Origin of the sequence: Humibacillus sp. DSM 29435, assembly GCF_001758225.1 — a bacterium.
Classification (GTDB): domain Bacteria; phylum Actinomycetota; class Actinomycetes; order Actinomycetales; family Dermatophilaceae; genus DSM-29435.
Genome location: NZ_MAST01000001.1, coordinates 200737 through 219008, shown reverse-complemented (window position 1 = coordinate 219008; position 18272 = coordinate 200737). Strand labels below are relative to the sequence as shown.

General features: G+C 70.7%; 19 protein-coding genes. 6 read left to right on the top strand and 13 right to left on the bottom strand.

What is annotated here, in order from left to right:
• Positions 1-31: 31 nt before the first annotated feature.
• From BA895_RS01025 to BA895_RS01010, 4 genes are all read right to left on the bottom strand, one after another.
• A complete protein-coding gene (locus BA895_RS01025; RefSeq protein WP_254666271.1) occupies positions 32-748 on the bottom strand; it encodes a TetR/AcrR family transcriptional regulator in 717 nt (238 codons plus the stop codon).
• A gap of 102 nt (positions 749-850) precedes the next feature.
• The gene (locus tag BA895_RS01020) at positions 851-1093 is read right to left on the bottom strand and encodes a hypothetical protein (RefSeq protein WP_070190006.1); all 243 of its coding nucleotides are present in this window, start codon (positions 1091-1093) and stop codon (positions 851-853) included.
• A 153-nt stretch (positions 1094-1246) separates the two neighbouring features.
• Positions 1247-2902, bottom strand: a complete 1656-nt coding sequence (locus BA895_RS01015; protein ID WP_083282843.1) for a methyltransferase — start codon at positions 2900-2902, stop codon at positions 1247-1249.
• The gene (locus tag BA895_RS01010) at positions 2838-3206 is read right to left on the bottom strand and encodes an STAS domain-containing protein (RefSeq protein ID WP_070190005.1); all 369 of its coding nucleotides are present in this window, start codon (positions 3204-3206) and stop codon (positions 2838-2840) included. Before BA895_RS01010 ends, BA895_RS01015 begins: the two co-directional genes overlap by 65 nt.
• 123 nt (positions 3207-3329) lie before the next feature.
• Here BA895_RS01010 and BA895_RS01005 point away from each other — a divergent pair, with 123 nt between their 5' ends.
• The 6 genes from BA895_RS01005 to BA895_RS00980 all read left to right on the top strand — a co-directional run bounded on the left by BA895_RS01005 (position 3330) and on the right by BA895_RS00980 (position 10119).
• Positions 3330-5714: a DEAD/DEAH box helicase gene (locus BA895_RS01005; RefSeq protein WP_083282842.1), complete on the top strand. Its 2385-nt coding sequence runs from the start codon at positions 3330-3332 to the stop codon at positions 5712-5714.
• A gap of 167 nt (positions 5715-5881) precedes the next feature.
• Complete coding sequence (locus tag BA895_RS01000; RefSeq protein ID WP_070190004.1) at positions 5882-6919, top strand: sulfate ABC transporter substrate-binding protein; 1038 nt, start codon at positions 5882-5884, stop codon at positions 6917-6919.
• Entirely contained in the window at positions 6916-7809 is an 894-nt protein-coding gene (cysT, locus tag BA895_RS00995) for a sulfate ABC transporter permease subunit CysT (RefSeq protein WP_070190003.1), read from the top strand. The genes BA895_RS01000 and cysT overlap by 4 nt, the downstream gene beginning before the upstream one ends.
• Complete coding sequence (gene cysW / locus BA895_RS00990; protein WP_070190002.1) at positions 7806-8612, top strand: sulfate ABC transporter permease subunit CysW; 807 nt, start codon at positions 7806-7808, stop codon at positions 8610-8612. Before cysT ends, cysW begins: the two co-directional genes overlap by 4 nt.
• On the top strand, positions 8609-9619 hold the full coding sequence (locus tag BA895_RS00985) for a sulfate/molybdate ABC transporter ATP-binding protein (protein ID WP_070190001.1): 1011 nt from the start codon (positions 8609-8611) through the stop codon (positions 9617-9619). Before cysW ends, BA895_RS00985 begins: the two co-directional genes overlap by 4 nt.
• Before the next feature lie 35 nt (positions 9620-9654).
• Positions 9655-10119, top strand: coding sequence for an Rrf2 family transcriptional regulator (locus BA895_RS00980; protein ID WP_070190251.1), 465 nt, complete (start codon positions 9655-9657; stop codon positions 10117-10119).
• 107 nt (positions 10120-10226) lie between these two features.
• Here the strand turns inward: BA895_RS00980 and BA895_RS00975 are convergent, their stop codons facing one another.
• The 9 genes from BA895_RS00975 to BA895_RS00935 form a co-directional block, all read right to left on the bottom strand.
• Complete coding sequence (locus BA895_RS00975; RefSeq protein WP_070190000.1) at positions 10227-11900, bottom strand: HNH endonuclease signature motif containing protein; 1674 nt, start codon at positions 11898-11900, stop codon at positions 10227-10229.
• A gap of 304 nt (positions 11901-12204) precedes the next feature.
• Positions 12205-12579, bottom strand: coding sequence for an Rv3654c family TadE-like protein (locus BA895_RS00970; protein WP_070189999.1), 375 nt, complete (start codon positions 12577-12579; stop codon positions 12205-12207).
• A complete protein-coding gene (locus tag BA895_RS00965; protein ID WP_254666270.1) occupies positions 12579-12932 on the bottom strand; it encodes a TadE family type IV pilus minor pilin in 354 nt (117 codons plus the stop codon). The genes BA895_RS00970 and BA895_RS00965 overlap by 1 nt, the downstream gene beginning before the upstream one ends.
• An 85-nt stretch (positions 12933-13017) precedes the next feature.
• Complete coding sequence (locus BA895_RS00960) at positions 13018-13206, bottom strand: DUF4244 domain-containing protein (protein WP_070190249.1); 189 nt, start codon at positions 13204-13206, stop codon at positions 13018-13020.
• A 47-nt stretch (positions 13207-13253) separates the two neighbouring features.
• Positions 13254-13943 carry a type II secretion system F family protein gene (locus BA895_RS00955; protein WP_070189998.1) on the bottom strand — a complete coding sequence of 230 codons (690 nt, stop codon included), beginning with the start codon at positions 13941-13943 and terminating at the stop codon, positions 13254-13256.
• Positions 13940-14710, bottom strand: coding sequence for a type II secretion system F family protein (locus tag BA895_RS00950; protein WP_070189997.1), 771 nt, complete (start codon positions 14708-14710; stop codon positions 13940-13942). Before BA895_RS00950 ends, BA895_RS00955 begins: the two co-directional genes overlap by 4 nt.
• Positions 14710-15867 carry a TadA family conjugal transfer-associated ATPase gene (locus BA895_RS00945; RefSeq protein WP_070189996.1) on the bottom strand — a complete coding sequence of 386 codons (1158 nt, stop codon included), beginning with the start codon at positions 15865-15867 and terminating at the stop codon, positions 14710-14712. The genes BA895_RS00950 and BA895_RS00945 overlap by 1 nt, the downstream gene beginning before the upstream one ends.
• Positions 15864-16712 (bottom strand): hypothetical protein, encoded by an 849-nt coding sequence (locus BA895_RS00940; protein ID WP_070189995.1) that lies wholly within the window; start codon positions 16710-16712, stop codon positions 15864-15866. Before BA895_RS00940 ends, BA895_RS00945 begins: the two co-directional genes overlap by 4 nt.
• Positions 16713-17385: 673 nt before the next feature.
• Positions 17386-18258: a Fic family protein gene (locus BA895_RS00935; protein ID WP_083282841.1), complete on the bottom strand. Its 873-nt coding sequence runs from the start codon at positions 18256-18258 to the stop codon at positions 17386-17388.
• Between the last annotated feature and the right edge of the window lie 14 nt (positions 18259-18272).

Below are 18272 nucleotides of genomic sequence, written 5' to 3'. Positions count from 1 at the left end.
GTTCGGTTCTTCGCCAGCAGACGGTACGGACTCACGTGGGGTCAGGGTCAAGCAGCTTTTGGGCGGGCTCGCAACAGCGATCACGGAGGCCGGGCCGCTCGTCGCGCCGCACGACCCCGAAGAGCACGGTGTCGACGATCTCCTCGGCCGTGAGCACCTCCCCGTCGGAGATTCCGGGGTGGGTGCCCGAGAAGGTGAGCAGCCGGATGCGGTGCACGACCTGAGACGCCGGCACGACGAGATCCTCCTCGTCGCGCAGCAGCAGCTCGTGGACGGCCGCGAGCAGGGGCTGGTGCTCGTGCTCGTCCTCGTCCTCGTGGCCACGCAGGTGCCGCCCCAGCTCGTAACAGGCCTGGTGCGGTCCACGGTTGGGCGGCTGACTGAGCCCCAGGGCCGCCATCAGCCCGAACACCTCAGTGAACCGGGCCGCCAGAATGCGGGTGAAGTCGACGAGCCGGTCGCGCAACGAGCCGTCGGGGTCGATCGCTGCGATGCGGCGGCGAACCGGCGCGGGGCAGAACGCAGCCTGCACCGCCTCGTTCTCCAGCGCCTCCTTCGTGGCGAAGACCCGAAAGATCGTGCCCTCCGCCACTCCCGCCTCGACCGCGATCTCGCTCGTGGTCGGGGCGCGCCCGTTGCGGTGGGCCAGCTCGACGAACACCTCGATCAGCGCGTCACGCCGGTCGTCGGGGTGCATGGGCGCCGCCCGCCTCTGCCGAGGAGCGGGGCTCGCCAGTCGTTGGGTCACGCCGACCATCATGACTGAGTGAGCGCTCACTCACAAGTGCTTTGGGGTGAGAACCGCGCGGCGATCGGGAGGGGCCCGCCCGCCACGCGTGAAGCCCAGCCCTCACCCGGCCGCGCCGAACACCTCCGGCTCGGTCATGTCGGTGTAGCTGCACCCGTCGAAGGAGCCTGCGGGGCATCTCGTCGCCAAGTCAGGCACCTGGTTGCCGAGGATGGTGAACCTGACGTAGCGGGTGCCCTGGGTGTCACCACTGGCCGGCACGGCGTTGTAGCGCCTGCAGTTGGTGGCGTCGATGGTGCCGGATGCCGCCGGCTTCCACGTCGCTCCGTCGGTGGAGACCTCCACCTGATAGGCACCCCTGGCCGCGCTGCCCGGATCGCCGCACGTGTCAAAGGATCGCGCCCGGTTCCCAATGGCATCAGTGAGTTTGGCTGAACTTTCGCTGAACGAATGCTGGGAAGATGGGGGCCGTCGCCGTCGACGCTCTTGCCCGCAGCGTCAGAGGAGCAACCCGTCGGCGATGAGCTCGCGCAGGCTTGGCGTCACCTCGGCCCGCACCGCGGCGGCGTCGGCTCCGACCAGATCGGCAATAGCCTCGAGCGCGACCCGCGCGGTCAGCTCCCCGTCGGCCACACCGAGATAGGCAGCCAGCACGGTGTCGGCGCGCATCTCCCGCCGTAGACCACCGCCCTGCCGGAAGAGGATGACGTTCGGGTCATCGGCCCCGGGCCGGCCGTAGCGCTCCTCCGTGACATCGGCTGCGCACGACCAGGCGACGGCCAGCACCTCCGCGTCGTCGTGCTCGGCCAGCCAAGTGCGCGCCCGCAGCCCCGCGTCGATCACCGGCCCCATGGCCGGCACCACCGGGCCCGTCACCTCGCAGAGGTCGCGCCAGGGCGTCCGCGGGGTCAGGGGCCGCTGCAGGGTGACCACCCCGAAGCCGATGGACTCGATGTCTCGCCCCGCGAAGTCACGCAGCCACGCGGTGACGAGGTGGCGCTGCTGCCGGGTGCCGGGAAGCACGCCCCCGTCGCGCGACCACAGCTCGGCGTACTCCACGGGATCCTGGGTGTCGCGCTGCACGACCCAGGCGTCGAGACCCACCCCGTCGAGCCACTCCCCCCAGACCTCGCGCCAGGTGCGCCCGCGGGGCACCTCCCAGTTGCCGAGGAGCTGCGCCACACCACCTGGTTCGAGCACCGCGGCGACCTCGCGCACCAGCGAGCGCACGAGCGCATCGCCCGTGCGGCCACCATCGCGATACTCGTAGTGAGGAACACCATCGACGCGGGGAGTGATGACGAAAGGCGGGTTGCTCACCACCAGCGAGAATCGTTGCCCCGCAACAGGTTCGAGCATGTCACCGACATAGACGGCGAGCTGGGTCTCGTTGAGTGCCGCGTTGAACACGGCGAAGTCACGGGCTCGCTCGGAGACGTCGGTCGCCACGACGCTCGAGGCGTGGGCCGACAGGTGCAGGGCTTGCACGCCACATCCGGTTCCGAGGTCGAGGGCTCGCTCGACGGGGCGCCGAACCGTCCACGACGCCAGCGTCGTCGATGCGCCCCCGATGCCGAGCACGTGGTCGGGCCGCAGCGTCGTGCCGGTCTGCAGCTCGCCCAGGTCGGAGGCGACCCACCAGTCGTGCCCCGATCCGCCTGCTCCGCCTTGGACGCTCGTGCCGCCGTCGTCGCCGTAGGGACGCAGGTCGCACCGGGCCCGAACTCCCTCGAACGCCTCCTGCACAAGCCGCAACCTGACGGCGCCGCCCAACCCGACAGTGGGGAGGGCAGCCTCCACGGCCGCCGGGGTGACGGTCTCGCCGAGCGTGAACAAGGCGATCAGCACCCCGCAGGGGTCGGTGGCCGCCGCGGTGGCCAGGAGCGCCGCGACCGGCTGCTCCCGGTGCAGTGCCGACGTCGCGAGCGGCCCGAGACGCTCGGCCACCCCCTCCACCGTGAAACCGGCCAGCGTGAGGTCGACGCGCAGAGCGGTGAGGAGGTGGTCGACGACCACCGGGGTGGTGCGTTCGGCCCGGTCGGTGGCGTGGGTGGCGCCGCTGCGGTCTGCGCTCGGGGCGCCGGGGGCGCTAGGCGCGCTGATCGGCCGAAGCCTCGTCGGAGTCAGCGGCAAGGGCCGAAGCGAGGTTGTCATGCATCTCGAACACCTTGTCGAGGCCGGTGATCGCGAAGACCTTGAGCACCCGGTCGTCGGTGCCGACGATGCACATCGAACCACCCATCGTGCGGGTCAGCTTGAGCCGGCCGACGAGCACCCCCAGGCCGGTCGAGTCGAGAAACGTCACGTCGGTGAGGTCGACGACGATGTCGGTGCGCCCAGCGGTGATCTGCTCGTCGAGCTTCTCCCGCACGAGCGGGGCGGTGTAGACGTCGATCTCGCCGCCGAGGTGCACCACGGTGCGCGCACCATGGTCGGCACGGGTGATCGACAGGTCCACAGGAGCCCCTTCGGCGCAGTTCCGGCATTTTGCCCAGGCACGAAAGCCCCGTGACCAAGCAGGAGCGGCGTAACATGCCCTCTCTGCCCATCACTGTACCCAGACCACCTACGGTTGCTCTACATGGACAGGCACGGCACGGCCGCTTTCTGGGCGCCAGACGCTCCCCCCACCGGGGTGACGTCGACGTCCGGACGCCTCGATCCGGGCAGTCTGCTCGCCCACCTCGTGGGCGATGACCCCTCCCGCCTGCTCCACGTGCATGAGGTTCCGGCGCGCGAGGCCCAGCCTGCAGACTGGCCCGGCTGGACTGACCCGAACCTGCTCGGTGCCCTGCTCGGGTCTGGGATCGAGCAGCCCTGGTCACACCAGGTCGAGGTGGCGCAGGCCGCCCACGAGGGGCGCCACGTCGTCGTCGCGACGGGCACGGCATCCGGCAAGAGCCTCGGCTACCTGCTGCCTGCCCTCACCGACCTCATGGCTGGGGCCAACGCTCCGAACGGTCGAGGGGCGACGGCGCTCTACCTGGCTCCGACCAAGGCGCTGGCCGCCGACCAGCTGAACCGGGTCACGGGGCTCGCACTGCCCGGCATCCGTGCGGCGACCTACGACGGCGACACCCCGACTGACGAGCGGCGCTGGATCCGCGACCACGCGAACTTCGTGTTCACCAACCCTGACCTGCTGCACCACTCCCTGCTGCCCGGCCACGAGCGCTGGAGCTCGTTCCTGCGGGCGCTGCGTTACGTCATCGTCGACGAGTGCCACGTCTACAAGGGCGTCTTCGGGTCGCACCAGGCCGCGGTGCTGCGCCGGCTGCGCAGGGTGGCCGCCCGGTACCGCTCCGCCCCTACCTTCGTGTTCGCAAGCGCGACGGTGGCCGAGCCCGAGGCCCACGCCACCCGACTGTTGGGGATGCCGGTCACCCCGGTCACTACTGACGGGTCGCCCCGCGCCGCAATGACGTTCGCCCTCTGGGAACCACCGATGTCAACTGACGAGAACGGCGCCGCGAAGCGCACCAGCACCCTGACGGAGGTCGGCAGCCTGATGGCCATGTGCGTCTCCGACGACGTTCAGACGGTCGCCTTCGCCCGATCGCGTGCGGGCGTCGAGGTGGTGGCCAAGATCGCCAGGGAGCGCGTCTCGGGCGCGCTCGAGGGGCGGGTCGCCGCCTACCGCGGCGGCTACCTCCCTGAGGAGCGGCGCGCCCTCGAGAAGTCCTTACGCAGCAAAGAGATCGTGGGCCTCGCGGCTACGAACGCGCTCGAGCTGGGCATCGACGTCAGCGGGCTCGACGCCGTGCTGCTCGCCGGGTGGCCCGGCACGCTCGCCTCCCTCTGGCAGCAGGCCGGGCGCGCGGGACGGTCGGGCGAACGCTCGCTGGCCGTGTTCGTCGCTGCCGACGACCCGCTCGACACCTTTGTGGTGCATCACCCGGAGTCGATCTTCGGTCGCCGCGTCGAGTCGACCGTCTTCGACCCCGACAACCCCCACGTGCTGGCCCCTCACCTCGCTGCCGCTGCTGCCGAGCTGCCCATCACCACAGACGACTTCGCGATCTTCGGGCCCCAGACCCGCACGCTGCTCGACGCCCTGGTGGCTCGCGGCATCCTCAAACAGCGGCCGCGGGGCTGGTTCTGGGCCCGCGACGACCGGCCGTCCGACCACTTGTCGCTGCGCGGCGCCGGCGAACCCGTTCGCATCATCGAGACTCGCACCGGCCGGGTCGTCGGCACGGTCGACGAGGCGTCAGCCCACGCCCAGGTGCACACCGGTGCCGTGCACGTTCATCAGGGGCAGGCCTGGGTGGTCACTGAGCTCGACCTCGACGAGCACGCCGCGCACGCGGTGCGCGGTGACCCGGGATGGAGCACGCACGCGCAGTCGGTCAGCGAGTTCGAGATCGGGCGCGAGCTCGAGCACGAGCAATGGGGCCCCCTGCGGTGCTCGTTCGGTGCGGTCACGGTTCAGGGCCAGGTGGTCTCGTTCCTGCGGCGTCTACCGGGTGGCGAAGTGCTCGGCGAGCACTCGCTCGACCTGCCGGTGCGCTCCCTGTCGACCAAGGCGATGTGGTGGACGATGCCCGTCGACGAGCTGGCGGCCGCGGGAGTCGACGAGAGCGGCATCCCGGGGGCCGCGCACGCAGCCGAGCACGCGGCGATCGGCATGCTGCCCCTGTTCGCCACGGCCGACCGCTGGGACATCGGCGGGGTGTCGACGGCGCTGCACCCCGACACCGGTCTGCCCACAATCCTGATCTACGACGGACACCCCGGCGGGGCCGGGTTCGCCGAGCGCGGCTTCCGTCGAGCGAGGGCCTGGCTGGGCGCTACCCGGTCGGCGATCCTGTCCTGCGAGTGCGCCACGGGTTGCCCGTCGTGCATCCAGAGCCCGAAGTGTGGCAACGGCAACGAACCCCTGAGCAAACCCGGCGCCATCGCCCTGCTCGACCTGACGTTGCGCCACGCCGGCCCCCGGGTCGAGGGCCACCGGGTCGAGGGCTAGTGAGCTGAGGGCCTCCCGCCCTGTGCGCTCGTGCGGTGCCGGGCCGGTGACCGCGCTCTGGGATCGCGGACCTGGGAATTTGCGTTTTCCTGACGTAGGGCCATTTCCTATTTAACCTGTAGGAGCACTTCCACCACTGTCATGAACCACGAACCCCAGGAGCACCGATGGGCCGCCGCCTGCTTGCCCTCACCACCATCACCGTCGCGGTCGGCCTCGGACTGTCAGCGTGCGCCGGCGGTGCGAGCGATGTCGTGAAGGAGCCCGCCGCTACGAATGCCGCCGCCGTGAACACGACGAGCACCGTCAACCTCTACGCGTACGCCGTGCCCAAGGCCGGCTTCGACGTGGTCATCCCGGCCTTCCAGAAGACACCGGCCGGCGCCGGCGTGCAGTTCCAGCAGAGCTACGGGGCCTCCGGAGACCAGAGCCGCAAGGTCGAGGCCGGCGCGCCGGCCGACTTCGTCAACCTGTCTGTCGAGCCTGACGTGACCCGGCTCGTCGACGCCGGGCTCGTGGCCCCTGACTGGAACGCCGGGAAGTACCGCGGCATCCCGTTCGGATCGGTCGTCACGATCGTCGTTCGCAAGGGCAACCCCAAGGGCATCAAGGACTGGGACGACCTGCTCAAACCGGGAGTGCAGGTCGTCACGCCCAACCCGTTCTCGTCAGGCTCGGCCAAGTGGAACCTGCTCGCCCCGTACGCCGCGAAGAGCAACGGCGGTGCCAACCAGGCCGCCGGCCTCGCCTACGTCAGCCAGCTCGTCACCGACCACGTCAAGATCCAGCCCAAGTCGGGACGCGAGGCCACCGAAGCGTTCCTGCAGGGCTCCGGCGACGCCCTCCTCAGCTACGAGAACGAGGCGCTGTTCATCGAGAAGAGCGGCGACCCGGTCGAACACGTGACGCCACCCACGACGTTCAAGATCGAGAACCCGGCGGCCGTTCTCAAGGGCAGCAGGAACCTCGCCGCGACCCAGGCGTTCGACGACTACCTGTACACACCGGCCGCGCAGCGACTGCTCGCAGGCGCCGGCTTCCGCCCGGTCGACCCGACCGTTGCCGCCGAGTTCTCCGCGAAGTTCCCGCAGCCGACCAAGCTCTGGACGATCGCCGACCTCGGGGGCTGGAAGACGGTCGACAGCAGCCTCTTCAAACAGGATGTCGGCGCCATCGCAGTCATCTACGACAAGGCGACGTCGTGACCGCCGTGACCGCCGAGAACGCGGAGCGCGATCGCGTCGTCTCCCAGACGCCGGCGTCTGCGGGACCTGGACCGGAATCCGTGCCGCGTCCGGGCGGGTGGCGCCCGCCGCGTCATCTGGGGGTCGGGGTCGTCACGCTGTGGCTCAGCATCATCGTGCTCCTGCCCCTCGCCGCCCTGACGGTCGCATCGCTCGGCAACGGGTTGGGCGGCTTCTGGGAGGCGGTGACGGCTCCGGCCGCCCTCGCATCGCTCCGGGTCACGGTGCTCGTGTCCGCCGTCGTCGCCGTCGTGAACGCCGTCATGGGCACCCTCATCGCCTGGGTGCTCGTGCGCGATGACTTCCGCGGGAAACGCGTCGTCGACGCCCTCATCGACCTGCCGTTCGCGCTACCGACCATCGTGGCCAGCATTGTGCTGCTCTCGCTCTACGGGCCCAACAGCCCGGTCGGCGTTCACCTCAGCGCCACTCGCTGGGGGGTCATCGTCGCGCTCGCCTTCGTGACCCTGCCCTTCGTGGTGCGCTCGGTTCAGCCGGTGCTGATCGAGGCAGACCGCGAGGTCGAGGAGGCAGCGTCATCCCTCGGTGCCACCGGGTGGACCACCTTCCGGCGCATCGTGCTGCCCACCTTGCTCCCGGCCGTCATCGGTGGCACCGGGCTGGCCTTCGCTCGGGCCATCGGCGAGTACGGCTCTGTCGTGCTCATCGGCGGCAACATTCCCCGCGAGACCCAGGTGGCCTCGCAGTACATCCAGCAACAGATCGAGATCGACCGGCCAGAGGCGGCGGCCGCCGTGTCGGTCGCCCTCCTCGCCATCGCCTTCCTGACCCTGCTCGTGCTGCGGGTGCTGTCGGGTCGGGCCCAGCGACGTGAGGAACGTGCGGTATGAACGTGACCCAACAGACCCGAGTCGGTCTTCGCACCGTCGCTCTCGGCTACCTCTTCGTGCTGCTTGCCCTGCCGATCGGCGTCATCCTCTACCGCACGTTCGAACCCGGCCTGAGCGAATTCTTCGCTTCCATCAGCACCCCGGCCGCAATCTCGGCGCTCAACCTATCGCTCTTGATCGTCGCCATCGTCGTACCGCTCAACGTCGTGTTCGGCGTGGTGACAGCCCTGGCTCTCGTGCGTGGCCGGTTCCGCGGTCGCGGCCTGTTGCAGGCAGTGGTCGACCTCCCCTTCGCCGTCTCCCCCATCGTCGTCGGAGTCGCGCTGATCATGCTGTGGGGTGCTGGCGGATGGTTCGGCGCCCTCGACCGGTCGGGCTTCACGGTCATCTTCGGGCTCCCGGGCATGGTGATCGCCACGATCTTCGTGACCCTGCCCTTCGTGGTGCGTGAGGTCGAGCCCGTGTTGCACGAGATCGGCACCGACCAGGAGCAGGCCGCGTCGACCCTCGGCGCGACCGGTTGGCAGACGTTCTGGCGAATCACCCTGCCCGCCATCCGGTGGGGCCTGACCTACGGCGTCGTGCTCACCGTCGCGCGGGCGCTCGGCGAGTTCGGGGCCGTGATCATGGTGTCGTCGGGCTTCGCCGGGGTGTCGCAGACGCTGACCCTGCTCGTGCACGCCCGCTACATCGACGACCACAACACCTACGGCGCGTATGCCGCCGCCACCCTCCTCATGGGCATCGCTCTCGTCGTGCTGCTGCTCATGACCGTGCTCGACCGAAAGAGGAGCAACCGATGATCACCGTGACCAACGCCCACAAGCAGTACGGCACCTTCACCGCCCTCGACGATGTCAGCCTCGACATCCCGCGGGGCTCACTGACCGCGCTGCTCGGGCCGAGCGGGTCGGGCAAGTCGACTCTGCTCCGTTCGATCGCGGGGCTCGAGACGCTCGACGCCGGGGTGGTGACGATCGAGGGAGAGGACGTCACGAACGTGCCGCCGCAGCGGCGCGGTATCGGTTTCGTCTTCCAGCACTACGCCGCGTTCAAGCACATGACGGTGCGTGACAACGTCGCCTTCGGCCTGTCGATCCGCAAGCGGCCCAAGCCGGTCATCGACAAACGCGTCGACGAGCTGCTCGAGATCGTCGGACTCTCCGGCTTTCGGGACCGCTACCCCGCGCAGCTGTCGGGTGGGCAGCGTCAACGTATGGCGCTGGCCCGAGCCCTGGCCGTGGATCCGCAGGTGCTGCTGCTCGATGAACCGTTCGGCGCCCTCGACGCGAAGGTGCGCACCGACCTGCGCACCTGGCTTCGACGCCTGCACGACGAAGTTCACGTCACGACCGTGCTCGTCACCCACGACCAGGAGGAGGCCCTCGACGTCGCTGACCGCATCGCGGTGCTGAACCAGGGCCGGATCGAGCAGGTGGGCGACCCCGTGACCCTCTACGACCGTCCGGCCAACGACTTCGTCATGAGCTTCCTCGGCTCGGTCTCTCGTCTCGGCGACCAGGTCGTCCGTCCGCACGACATCGCTCTCGACCGTGACCGTCAGCACGCCCTCGCCCTGGATGCCGCTGTGCCGGCATCCGCTGGGGTGATCGGGGCGGTGGTCGAGCGCGTCGTTCGGCTCGGTTTCGAGGTGCGGGTGGACCTTCGGGCCGAGTCCGGTGAGCGGTTCGCCGCGCAGATCACCCGTCGCGACGCCAACGACCTGCGCCTTGCCGCAGGCGAGACGGTGTTCGCCAGGGTCGACCAGCCCTCGAGCATCGTCGAGCGGATGGCCATTGCTGGCGTCTGACTGTCGGCAGCGCCCCGATGGGGCAGACTCGGCTCGTGGACATCTCTGCCCGAGTCGACTACGCCGTCAGGGCGATGCTGATCCTCGCTGACGCCGAGATTCAGGCATCGGGCCCGGTCAGCGTCGACACGCTCGCGACCGAGCAGAAGCTGCCCCGCAAGTTTCTGGAGGCGATCTTCGCCGACCTGCGTCGGGCCCAGCTGGTCGTCAGCCGCCGTGGGGCACGGGGCGGCTATGTGCTCGGACGCCCCCGCGCCGAGATCAGCGTGGGCGACATCTTCCGGGCGGTTGACGGGCCGCTGGCGGAGGTGCGTGGCCTGCGTCCGCACGAGACGCACTACCAGGGGGTGGCGGCGAACCTGCCTGGGCTGTGGGTGGCGGTGCGGGCCAGCCTGCGCGAGGTGCTTGACGAGACGTCACTCGACGACCTACTCTCCGGCAACCTGCCTGACCGGGTTCGTCAGCTGGTGAAGACCCCCGACGCCTGGCGCAACCGCTGACTCCGCCTATTTCCGCTCAGCTCTAACTCGCGGGACCCGGTCCCCCTGGAGTGCCGATCGGGTCCCCACCCTCGAGTGGTGACCGTGACCGGTCGGTTGGGTCGGTGTCAGCATCGGACCTGGAAGCTGGTGCGCCAGTGTTGCCAGGTGTGCCAGGTGACGCCGGTGGTGGTGATGGTCGCGGTGAGGTGCTTGTCGTGGACGTAGATGTGGTGTCGTCGGCACAGCAGGGCGAGGTTGCCCAGGCAGGTGGTTCCGCCGTCGATCCAATGCCGCACGTGGTGGGCGTCGGTCCATTGGGCGGGGGTGGAGCAGCCCGGGAAGGAGCAGCCTTTGTCGCGGAGCCAGAGGGCGGTGCGCATGGCTCGGGTGACGAGGCGTTCTTCCCGACCGACATCGAGGGGTTGGGAGTCGGAACCGAGGACGACGGGGATGATGGCGGCGTCGCACGCCAGCCGGCGCACGATGGCCGCGCTGAGCACGTCCCCGGACAGGCACGACCCGCTCCCGGTCTTGCCGGCAGTGCCGTTCTGGCCGCCGCGGGTGGCCCAGTCGGGTGGGCAGCCGTTCGCGGCCCAGTCCCGCAGGGCCTCGAAGTTGATGGTGACCACAATCTTGGCCTTGTCCGTGCACGGTGCCTGACCGGGGGCGGTGACGCCGCGGGCGACAATGTCGATCAGGGCGTCCATCCGGCGCTGGTGCGGTGGTCGGGAGTCGTCCTCGATCTTGACCCCGGCCTCATCGGTGAGGGGGCGGGGTGCGGACAGGGGGTCGATGGCGGCTTTGAGGGTCGCGGCGCCTTCGGGGTCGAGGGTGCCGCTCATCCCGACCATCCCGGCCGCGTTGGGGCTGGTGAACCACAGGCCGCGGCCTTCGCGGCGTTTCTGGTCGTGCTCCTCAGCATCCTTCGGGGGGCGGACCTGGTCGGACAGCTCCCGGGCGAGCTTCGCGAGCTGTTCCCACCGCAACCCGGGTGCTTGGTCGGTGAGGTGGGTGACGGCCTGCTCGAGGTCGTCGGGGTCAGCGACGGGCTTCAGGCGGTGAAAGAAGTCGATGACCTGCGCGGCCTTACCGACCGTGACCCGCCCAGCCTGAGTGTCCGGTCCCGCGGCGGCGGTGTCGCCGGCGGTTCCGCCGATGACGGCCTCATGCAACTGGGCCCAGCGAGGCTGGTTGAACGCGTCCCCACACGTGACGACGGCTTTGGCTGCGGTGGCGGTCAGGGTGGGGTCGACCGTGCGCAACCAGTCGACCCGGGACAGGCCACCCGGGGAAGCCACCCCACGGGCCTCGAGCTGCGTGACCAGGCGCACCAGGTTCACCTCGCGGTGGTGTTGCACGGCGCCGAGCTGGGTCACCGACTCGAGCAGGTCGGCCTCGGTCATCCGGGCCGGTTCCATCTGAGGCCGGTCCAGGCTCGCGGCCGCGAACGCGAACCCCGACGCGTACGCGCCGGACACGTTTGACCAGTTCGCCCAATGGACCGTCAACGGCGCCGGAAACTCCCGTACCGGCCGCTCCTCGCCGGCCGAACCCGACGAGGCCGCCTCCAACGACATTGGGTCAGCGGCACAGGGGGCGGGCTCTGCGGCCCCGGGTGCGGGCTCCGCGGCATCCGACGGAGCCAGCCCTGCGGCATCCGATGCAGCCGGCCCTGCGGCATCCGGGATGGGGGTCGACCAGAACCCGGCGCCCGCGGTGCCCCCGGTCGCACGCTGGCTCGACTCGAGGTCGGCCAGCTGCCGCCGGAGCCTCTCGAGAAGCGAACCATCAGTGTTCATGACTCAAACCCTAGAGGCCACCACCGACACTCCCCCGGCCACGAAACCCGCTTGTCCACAACCGAACTCGCCTCTCGGCTCGGGTGCCGCTGGCGCGGCGCTGCGCGGTCGGCACCTGCCCAGTGCCAGAGGTGCCAACCGCACGCTGGGCTGTGCGTCTGGCACCTCTGCGCCCTCGAAGGTGCCAACCGCGCAGTACGAAAGTGACCACTCGACTGTACGAAAGTGGCCACTCGACTGGGCTATTGGACTCTGCGTCGTGCAGTGGCGTGCTCGACGGGATGGAGGTACCGGGTCCGAGACGTCAGCGTGGCGGGCCGGCGCGCGATCGGGCGGTGGCCAGCCCCGTGAGGCCCGCCGGTACCGAGACGACCAGCAGCACTTCCTGGCCGTCGACGGAGCACCAGGAGAGGGTGGCCCCGTTCGAAGCCGCGACGCGACCGGCTTCGGCACAGGCCTGCCCGGCGCCCACCCCCAGCTGCGCTTGGCTGGCCCCGGCCAGTGCGGCAAGGTCAGACGCCAACCGGGCTCGATGACTCGCGACCACGGCCGAACCCAGCACCAGGGCCGCGAGCGTCACCCCCAGCACGACCCCGGTCAGAGTGACAGCGAGCACCGTTCCCGCCCCTCGGTCGCGCCCCTCTGAGACCGCGACCGAGCTCGGCGCCACCTGAGGCATCACCGCGCCCCCGGCTCGACCGGGGTGGTCGCAGTGGCCAGCAGGCTCCAGGACGGCACGAAGCCCACCCATCCGCCGGTGGTCGCGGTGACGACCACCTGAACCTCCCCCCGGGTAGAGCCGATCGACACCCGAGCCCCCTCTGGTGCCGCCTGCGCCGCCAGCGCACGCACCTGCGCCGGAGGGTCGCCCCGTGCTGCCGCACGGGCTCCCAACCGGGCGGCGTCGACGCACCGCACCTGGTCGACCACCGCTCCGAGCCCTGCGAGACACACCGCGAGCATCAGCACCACCGCTGGGAAGGCCACTGCCAGCTCGGCCGTGACCATGCCCGCGTCGTGCCGCCCGGTCACCCTCGACGGCTCCGACGTCTCGTCCGACCAACCACAGGACGCGCTGGGCGGCGAACAGCATCCGGTGGACGGGTGCCCAGGCAACTCAGCCCGCCAGTGCAAGTGCACTTCGCACGAGGCCGGCCAGGGCGCTGCGCACGGCGTCGGACTTGACGACACCGAGGAGCACCAGCGCGAACGTGCAGGCAGCCATGATGCCGACGGCGTACTCGGCCGTCGTCATGCCCTCGTCAGGTTCGCGCCGTCGAAGCAACCTCGCGAGCTTGGCAGTCATGTTCAGGTCCTTTCCGGGTGAGCTCGTCGGCATCTCCGACGAGCAGCTCACTCCGACGTCAGCAACCGACGCCCGAGAGAGACAACGAGGGGCACCACCGTGGTGAGGCAGAACGCAGGCAGCAGAACGAGACCCAGCGGCAGAACCAGCCGCACTCCGACCTGAGCCGCCGCCAGCTCGAGACGTTCGAGGTCGGCACGACGGGTGTCGTCAGCAGCCTTCATGAGCAGTGCCGCCGGGGCGATACCGGCCCGGTGGGCGATGCTGACCGCACGGGCAGCCGGAGCCCAGGCGGGGTCGACGGAGGCCCAGGCCTCTTGTTCACCAGCTCCCCAGCGGAGCGCCGCGGCCACCTGTCGCAGGTCGTGCGACACGTCGTCAGCTGACTGGTCTGCTACTGCGTCGAGCACCTGCCAGGTGGGCAGGCCAGACCGGAAGGCGAGCGCGAGGAGCGCCAGGGCGGAAGCCACCGCTTCCGCGCTGGGCGCTGTTCGAGTCCACAGCGCGGCCTTCGAGCTGCGCCGCATCCTCGGCGAAGGCAAGCCCCGACGAGACGAACTGGCCGATGGTTCAGACGAGTTCGACGAACGGCGCGCGGCGGGCGAGATGGAGTCATCAGCGTTGTCGGGCTGCAGCTGCTCACGACCTGACGCTCCGAGGGAGCGTCGCGTCGGCAGTAGCAGCACGACGGCGGCCGTGAGGATTGCCACGAGGCACGGCGCCTGCATGAGGCTCATGCTCCGACCGCAGATCTCACCAGTCGGCGGCACCAGAGTCGTCCGACGAGCACGAGCATCACCCCGGCTACGACCGACATCATCGCCAGTGACGACCCCAGGTAGAGCTCAAGAGGCGAGAGCCCGCAGGCCAGCCCGAACAGCGGGCCGGTCAGCGGGAGAGCCGTCAGGACGAAGACCGTCGCCCGCGGTCCGGCGACGGCGACCGCCACCCTCCGCTGCCGCGCTCGCGCGTCACGCAGTGCCTCTGCCGCCCGCTCCACGGCCTCGGCCAACGGAGCACCGGTCACCTCCGAGAGCCGCCAGGCGCCGGCCACGAAGGCAATCGGGCCAGAGCCGGAACGCGTCGCCAGCTCGGCCCAGGCCCCCGACGCCGGGAGGCCCGCCCGGGCGGCGTGCTCCAGACTCTCGACGAACTGCCGCAGCTCGACCGAGGGCAGGCCGTGCGCCGAGGTGACCGCCAGACGAACGGCGGCTGCAGGCGTCAACCCCGCCTGCAGGGCGGGGCCGGCGGCGTCAAGCAGGGCGAGGGCGGCCGTCTCGACATCCCCGCCACGACGGTTCGCACGCCACCGCTGAAAGGCCTGGACGGGGTCGTCGTTCCACAGTGTCGTGAGGCGACCCAGCCGTCCGCCCGCGCTTTGCTGTTCAGCCGATCGAGCAGTGACCAGCGTCAGAGCGTCGTGTGCTCGGCGGGCCGACGGCCGACCCGGCCACAACAGCACGGCGCCGACCAGGGCCCCGGAGGCCAGGGTGGCCGCGACCATCACCGCGACTCCCCCGGACGCGCTCCCTCGATGCCGAGGCGGCCGGCGGTGGCGCCCCATCCCTCGAGGCGGCGGGGTCGTGTGCCCGGCCCGGCCCAGCTCGCGGCCGGCACGACACACGGAACCCCGCCGTGACGCACGACCGCCGCGACCTGAGCCACCCGCCGCACCGAGCCGACGCGAGTCACGTGGATCACGAGGTCGATGGCCGACGCCAGCTGCGACTGCACGGCGGTCGGCCCGAGCCCGGCCAGCGCACCGAGGGCCTCGAACCTGGCCAGTAGGTCGTCAGGGGCGTTGGCGTGCAGCGTGCCGCAGCCGCCCTCGTGCCCGGTGTTGAGCGCCGCCAGCAGCTCGCGCACCTCGGCGCCTCGCACCTCGCCCACGACCAGGCGGTCGGGTCGCATGCGCAGTGCCTGTCGCACCAGCGTGGTGAGGGTCACCTCCCCCATCCCCTCGACGTTGGCCGGTCGGGCCTCGAGTCGAACCACGTGGGGGTGCTCGACATGCAGCTCCCGCACGTCTTCGACGATGAGGATGCGTTCGGCTTCGGAAGCCTCGCCGAGGAGGGCGGCGAGCAGGGTCGTCTTGCCGGCCCCGGTGCCACCCGAGACCACGAAGGCCACCCGCTCGACCACCACGGCACGCAGCAGCTCACGCCACTCGGGTGGGAACATGCCGAGCCGTTCGAGCTGGGCCAGGTCGACGGGAACGCGGGAAGGCACCCGGATGGTGATGTGCGGACCGTCTGCGACGAGCGGTGGCAGCACGGCGTGCAGACGGTCGCCCGTTGGCAGCTGGCCGTCGACCCAGGGGCTCGCCTCGTCGAGGCGACGCCCCGCAAGACCGGCGAGGCGGACGGCCAGCGCGCGGGCGTCGTCGGGTGAGAGTCGTTCGCCGGTCGACCGCATGCCGTTTCCGTGGTCGACCCAGATGCGACCGTCACCGTTGACCGCGACGTCGGTCACCCCCGGCTCACCCAGCCAACGGTCGAGGGGACCGGCGCCCAGCACCCGTGACGACAAGGCGTGTCGGGTCTGTTCGACGCGTCCGAGACCCAGCGGCCCCGACTCGGCGTTGGCCACATCGCGAACGAGCCCGACGTCGGGCGAGCGACCCTCGCGGGCGTGTCTCCAGATGTTCGGGCTGAGGCTCATGCGGCACGCTCCGCAGAGACAAGTCGCAGGAGTAGGTCGTCGGCCACGTCGACGAGCGACCCACGCCCTCGTGCTCCCGGAACGATGCCCCGCTCGAGGTCGCTGACAACCCGGTGCTCGTCACCGACGATCCCGGCGAGCGGCAGGTCGAGGTGGTCGACCACGACGTCGGCGAGCTCGTCAGAGACAGACGCTCCGCGCAGCACGACACAGATCTGCGGGGGCGGGCACGACCACGCCGTGCTGGTGCTTGCCCAGGGCAGCTCGCGCAGAGCTGCCTTCAGCACGGCGGTGGAGGCAGACGCCGACGCGACCTGCAGCAGCTGGGAGCCGACGACCAGCACGACGACGTCGACGAGCCCGGCCACCGCTTCGAGCACCGCCACGTCTCTGGAGAGGTCGAGCACGGTCACCTCGTGGGCCTGCGCCAGCCCCGACACGACATCCGCGACGACATCGGCGACGACAACGGCGACACCACCGTGGCCCTCCTGCTGGCCGGGGCCGCCATGACCGGCGTTGTCACCTGCGCGCCGGGAAGGGGGCTCGGGTGCGGCGAGTGCAAGGGCGCGGTCGTGGGCCAGCACCCGAACACCCTCCGAACAGGGCAGCCGCTGAGCGAGTGCCGCGCCGTCGACAACGCCGATCACCTCAGCGAGGGCGTCCCACCGCCACCCGGCCTGCTGCTCGACCCCGAACACGACGTCGAGCCGGCCCGCCACGTGGTCGAGGTCGACGGCGACCGCCTCCCGCCCGGCACCGGCGGCGCGAACGGCGACGGCGGCGGCGAGGGTGGAGGCGCCGACCCCTCCTGAGGCCGGGATGAAGGCGATGACGTGTCCCATGGGCCCACCGTCCGCCGAGACGGAGCCGCAGCCCAGCGGCATCCGGCAGCCTGTGGACGAACCGGCCTATCGCGAGGGGGTGTGGACACCGAGGGCCCGAACCCCGGCCGGCCACGACGTCGGCCCCACTCACCGCCCAAGCGCCCGGCCTCGGGCCCGAAAAGGCCGGTGGCCTTCACCGGGGGGGAGATGAAGGCCACCACGTGCCATCCGGCAATCGGGGGGGACACGCCGGACCGCGCGGCGCCGGACCCAATAGGGGGCGCACCTCAATGGTCACGCTCCGGTCTGCCGAAAAGCAAGCGCGACGCGCAAATCGAAGCCGGGATGCGTTGCGCCACAAGCGTTTGGGCGGTCGACACAGATGGACCAAAGCCCCGTAACGGGCGAAGGCCCCCCAACAGTGTCGGGGGGCCCTCCAGAGACGCTCCGTGCTACCAAGCGTGCATCGTGTCAGTGTCGCCCCGGTTGTGTCCCGGGGGTGAACGGTTCCAAGGGAACTGATCTCGCGTGGGTACTCGGTGCTTCTCGAGAACTGCCATTCTCGGAATCTCTGCCTACGCCTCTCGGCGATGTGGTTCCTTGGGTCATTTGTACCTCAGGGCCCGGCGAGACAACAGACTTCGTGAGCTTGATCCGCAGAAAGTGTCCACCAGCGTGGACACCTCTCCCCTCAGCTCAGCCGCCCCGCCCGAACCGCGTCGCAGATGCGCATGCCCTCGCCCACCCCCGCGACGACTGCGTCGGCCGCCTGACGTAGCCACAGCCCCACGCCGGCGGCTGAGCCCTCGCTGTAGGCCGTCAGCGCGCCGAGGTAGGCCGGCCCGCCGCCGATCACGTGGCCCGCCTCGGGGACCGCCACCCCGGTCGGATCGAGACCGAGGGCCTGCACCAGCGCGCGCTCCATGGCGCGCGCCACGAGCCCGTTCCCGTTCGCGAACGGGCGGATGCAGGCGATCTCGGCGTGCACCAATGACGCGATCACCACTGCCGGGGGCCGGGCCGGCCCCGAGCTGAGCGCGATGACCAGGTCTGCCAGGTTCGCGAGGCGGATCGAGACCACCGAGGCAGGCGGAGCAGGGCCGAGATCGACGAGCTCGTCACACGGTTCACCGGCCCGCCGCGGTCGGCCCAACCGGTCGCTCGCCACGAGTGACGAGGCTGCCGCCACGTGCAGACGGGCCAGCGCCTGGAGGGGAGCGGTGCGAACGAGAGCCACCACCCGTTCGCTCTCTGCCGTCGCCCCTACCGCTCCTCGAACCACGCGCATCCCGGGATCGAGGTCAGGCGGCCAGCCGCGGGCACCGCTCATGTGCTCTCGCACCGCCGTGAGCGGCAGGTTGGCGCCGTCGAGTGCAGCGCTGGCCTGGGCGCCCCGAACCCGGGACTCGGCCGACGCCTCGGGGATCCGGCGACGGAGGGCCTCGTGGAAACGCAGCCGGGTGCAGGCCTCGCGGGCCGCCTCAGCACGTTCTCTCACTCCGGGGAGGTCGACGAGCACAGCCACCTGCTGGGCCAGGGCGGTTCGGTCGGCGGGCAGGCTCACGGGCCCAGCCTAGG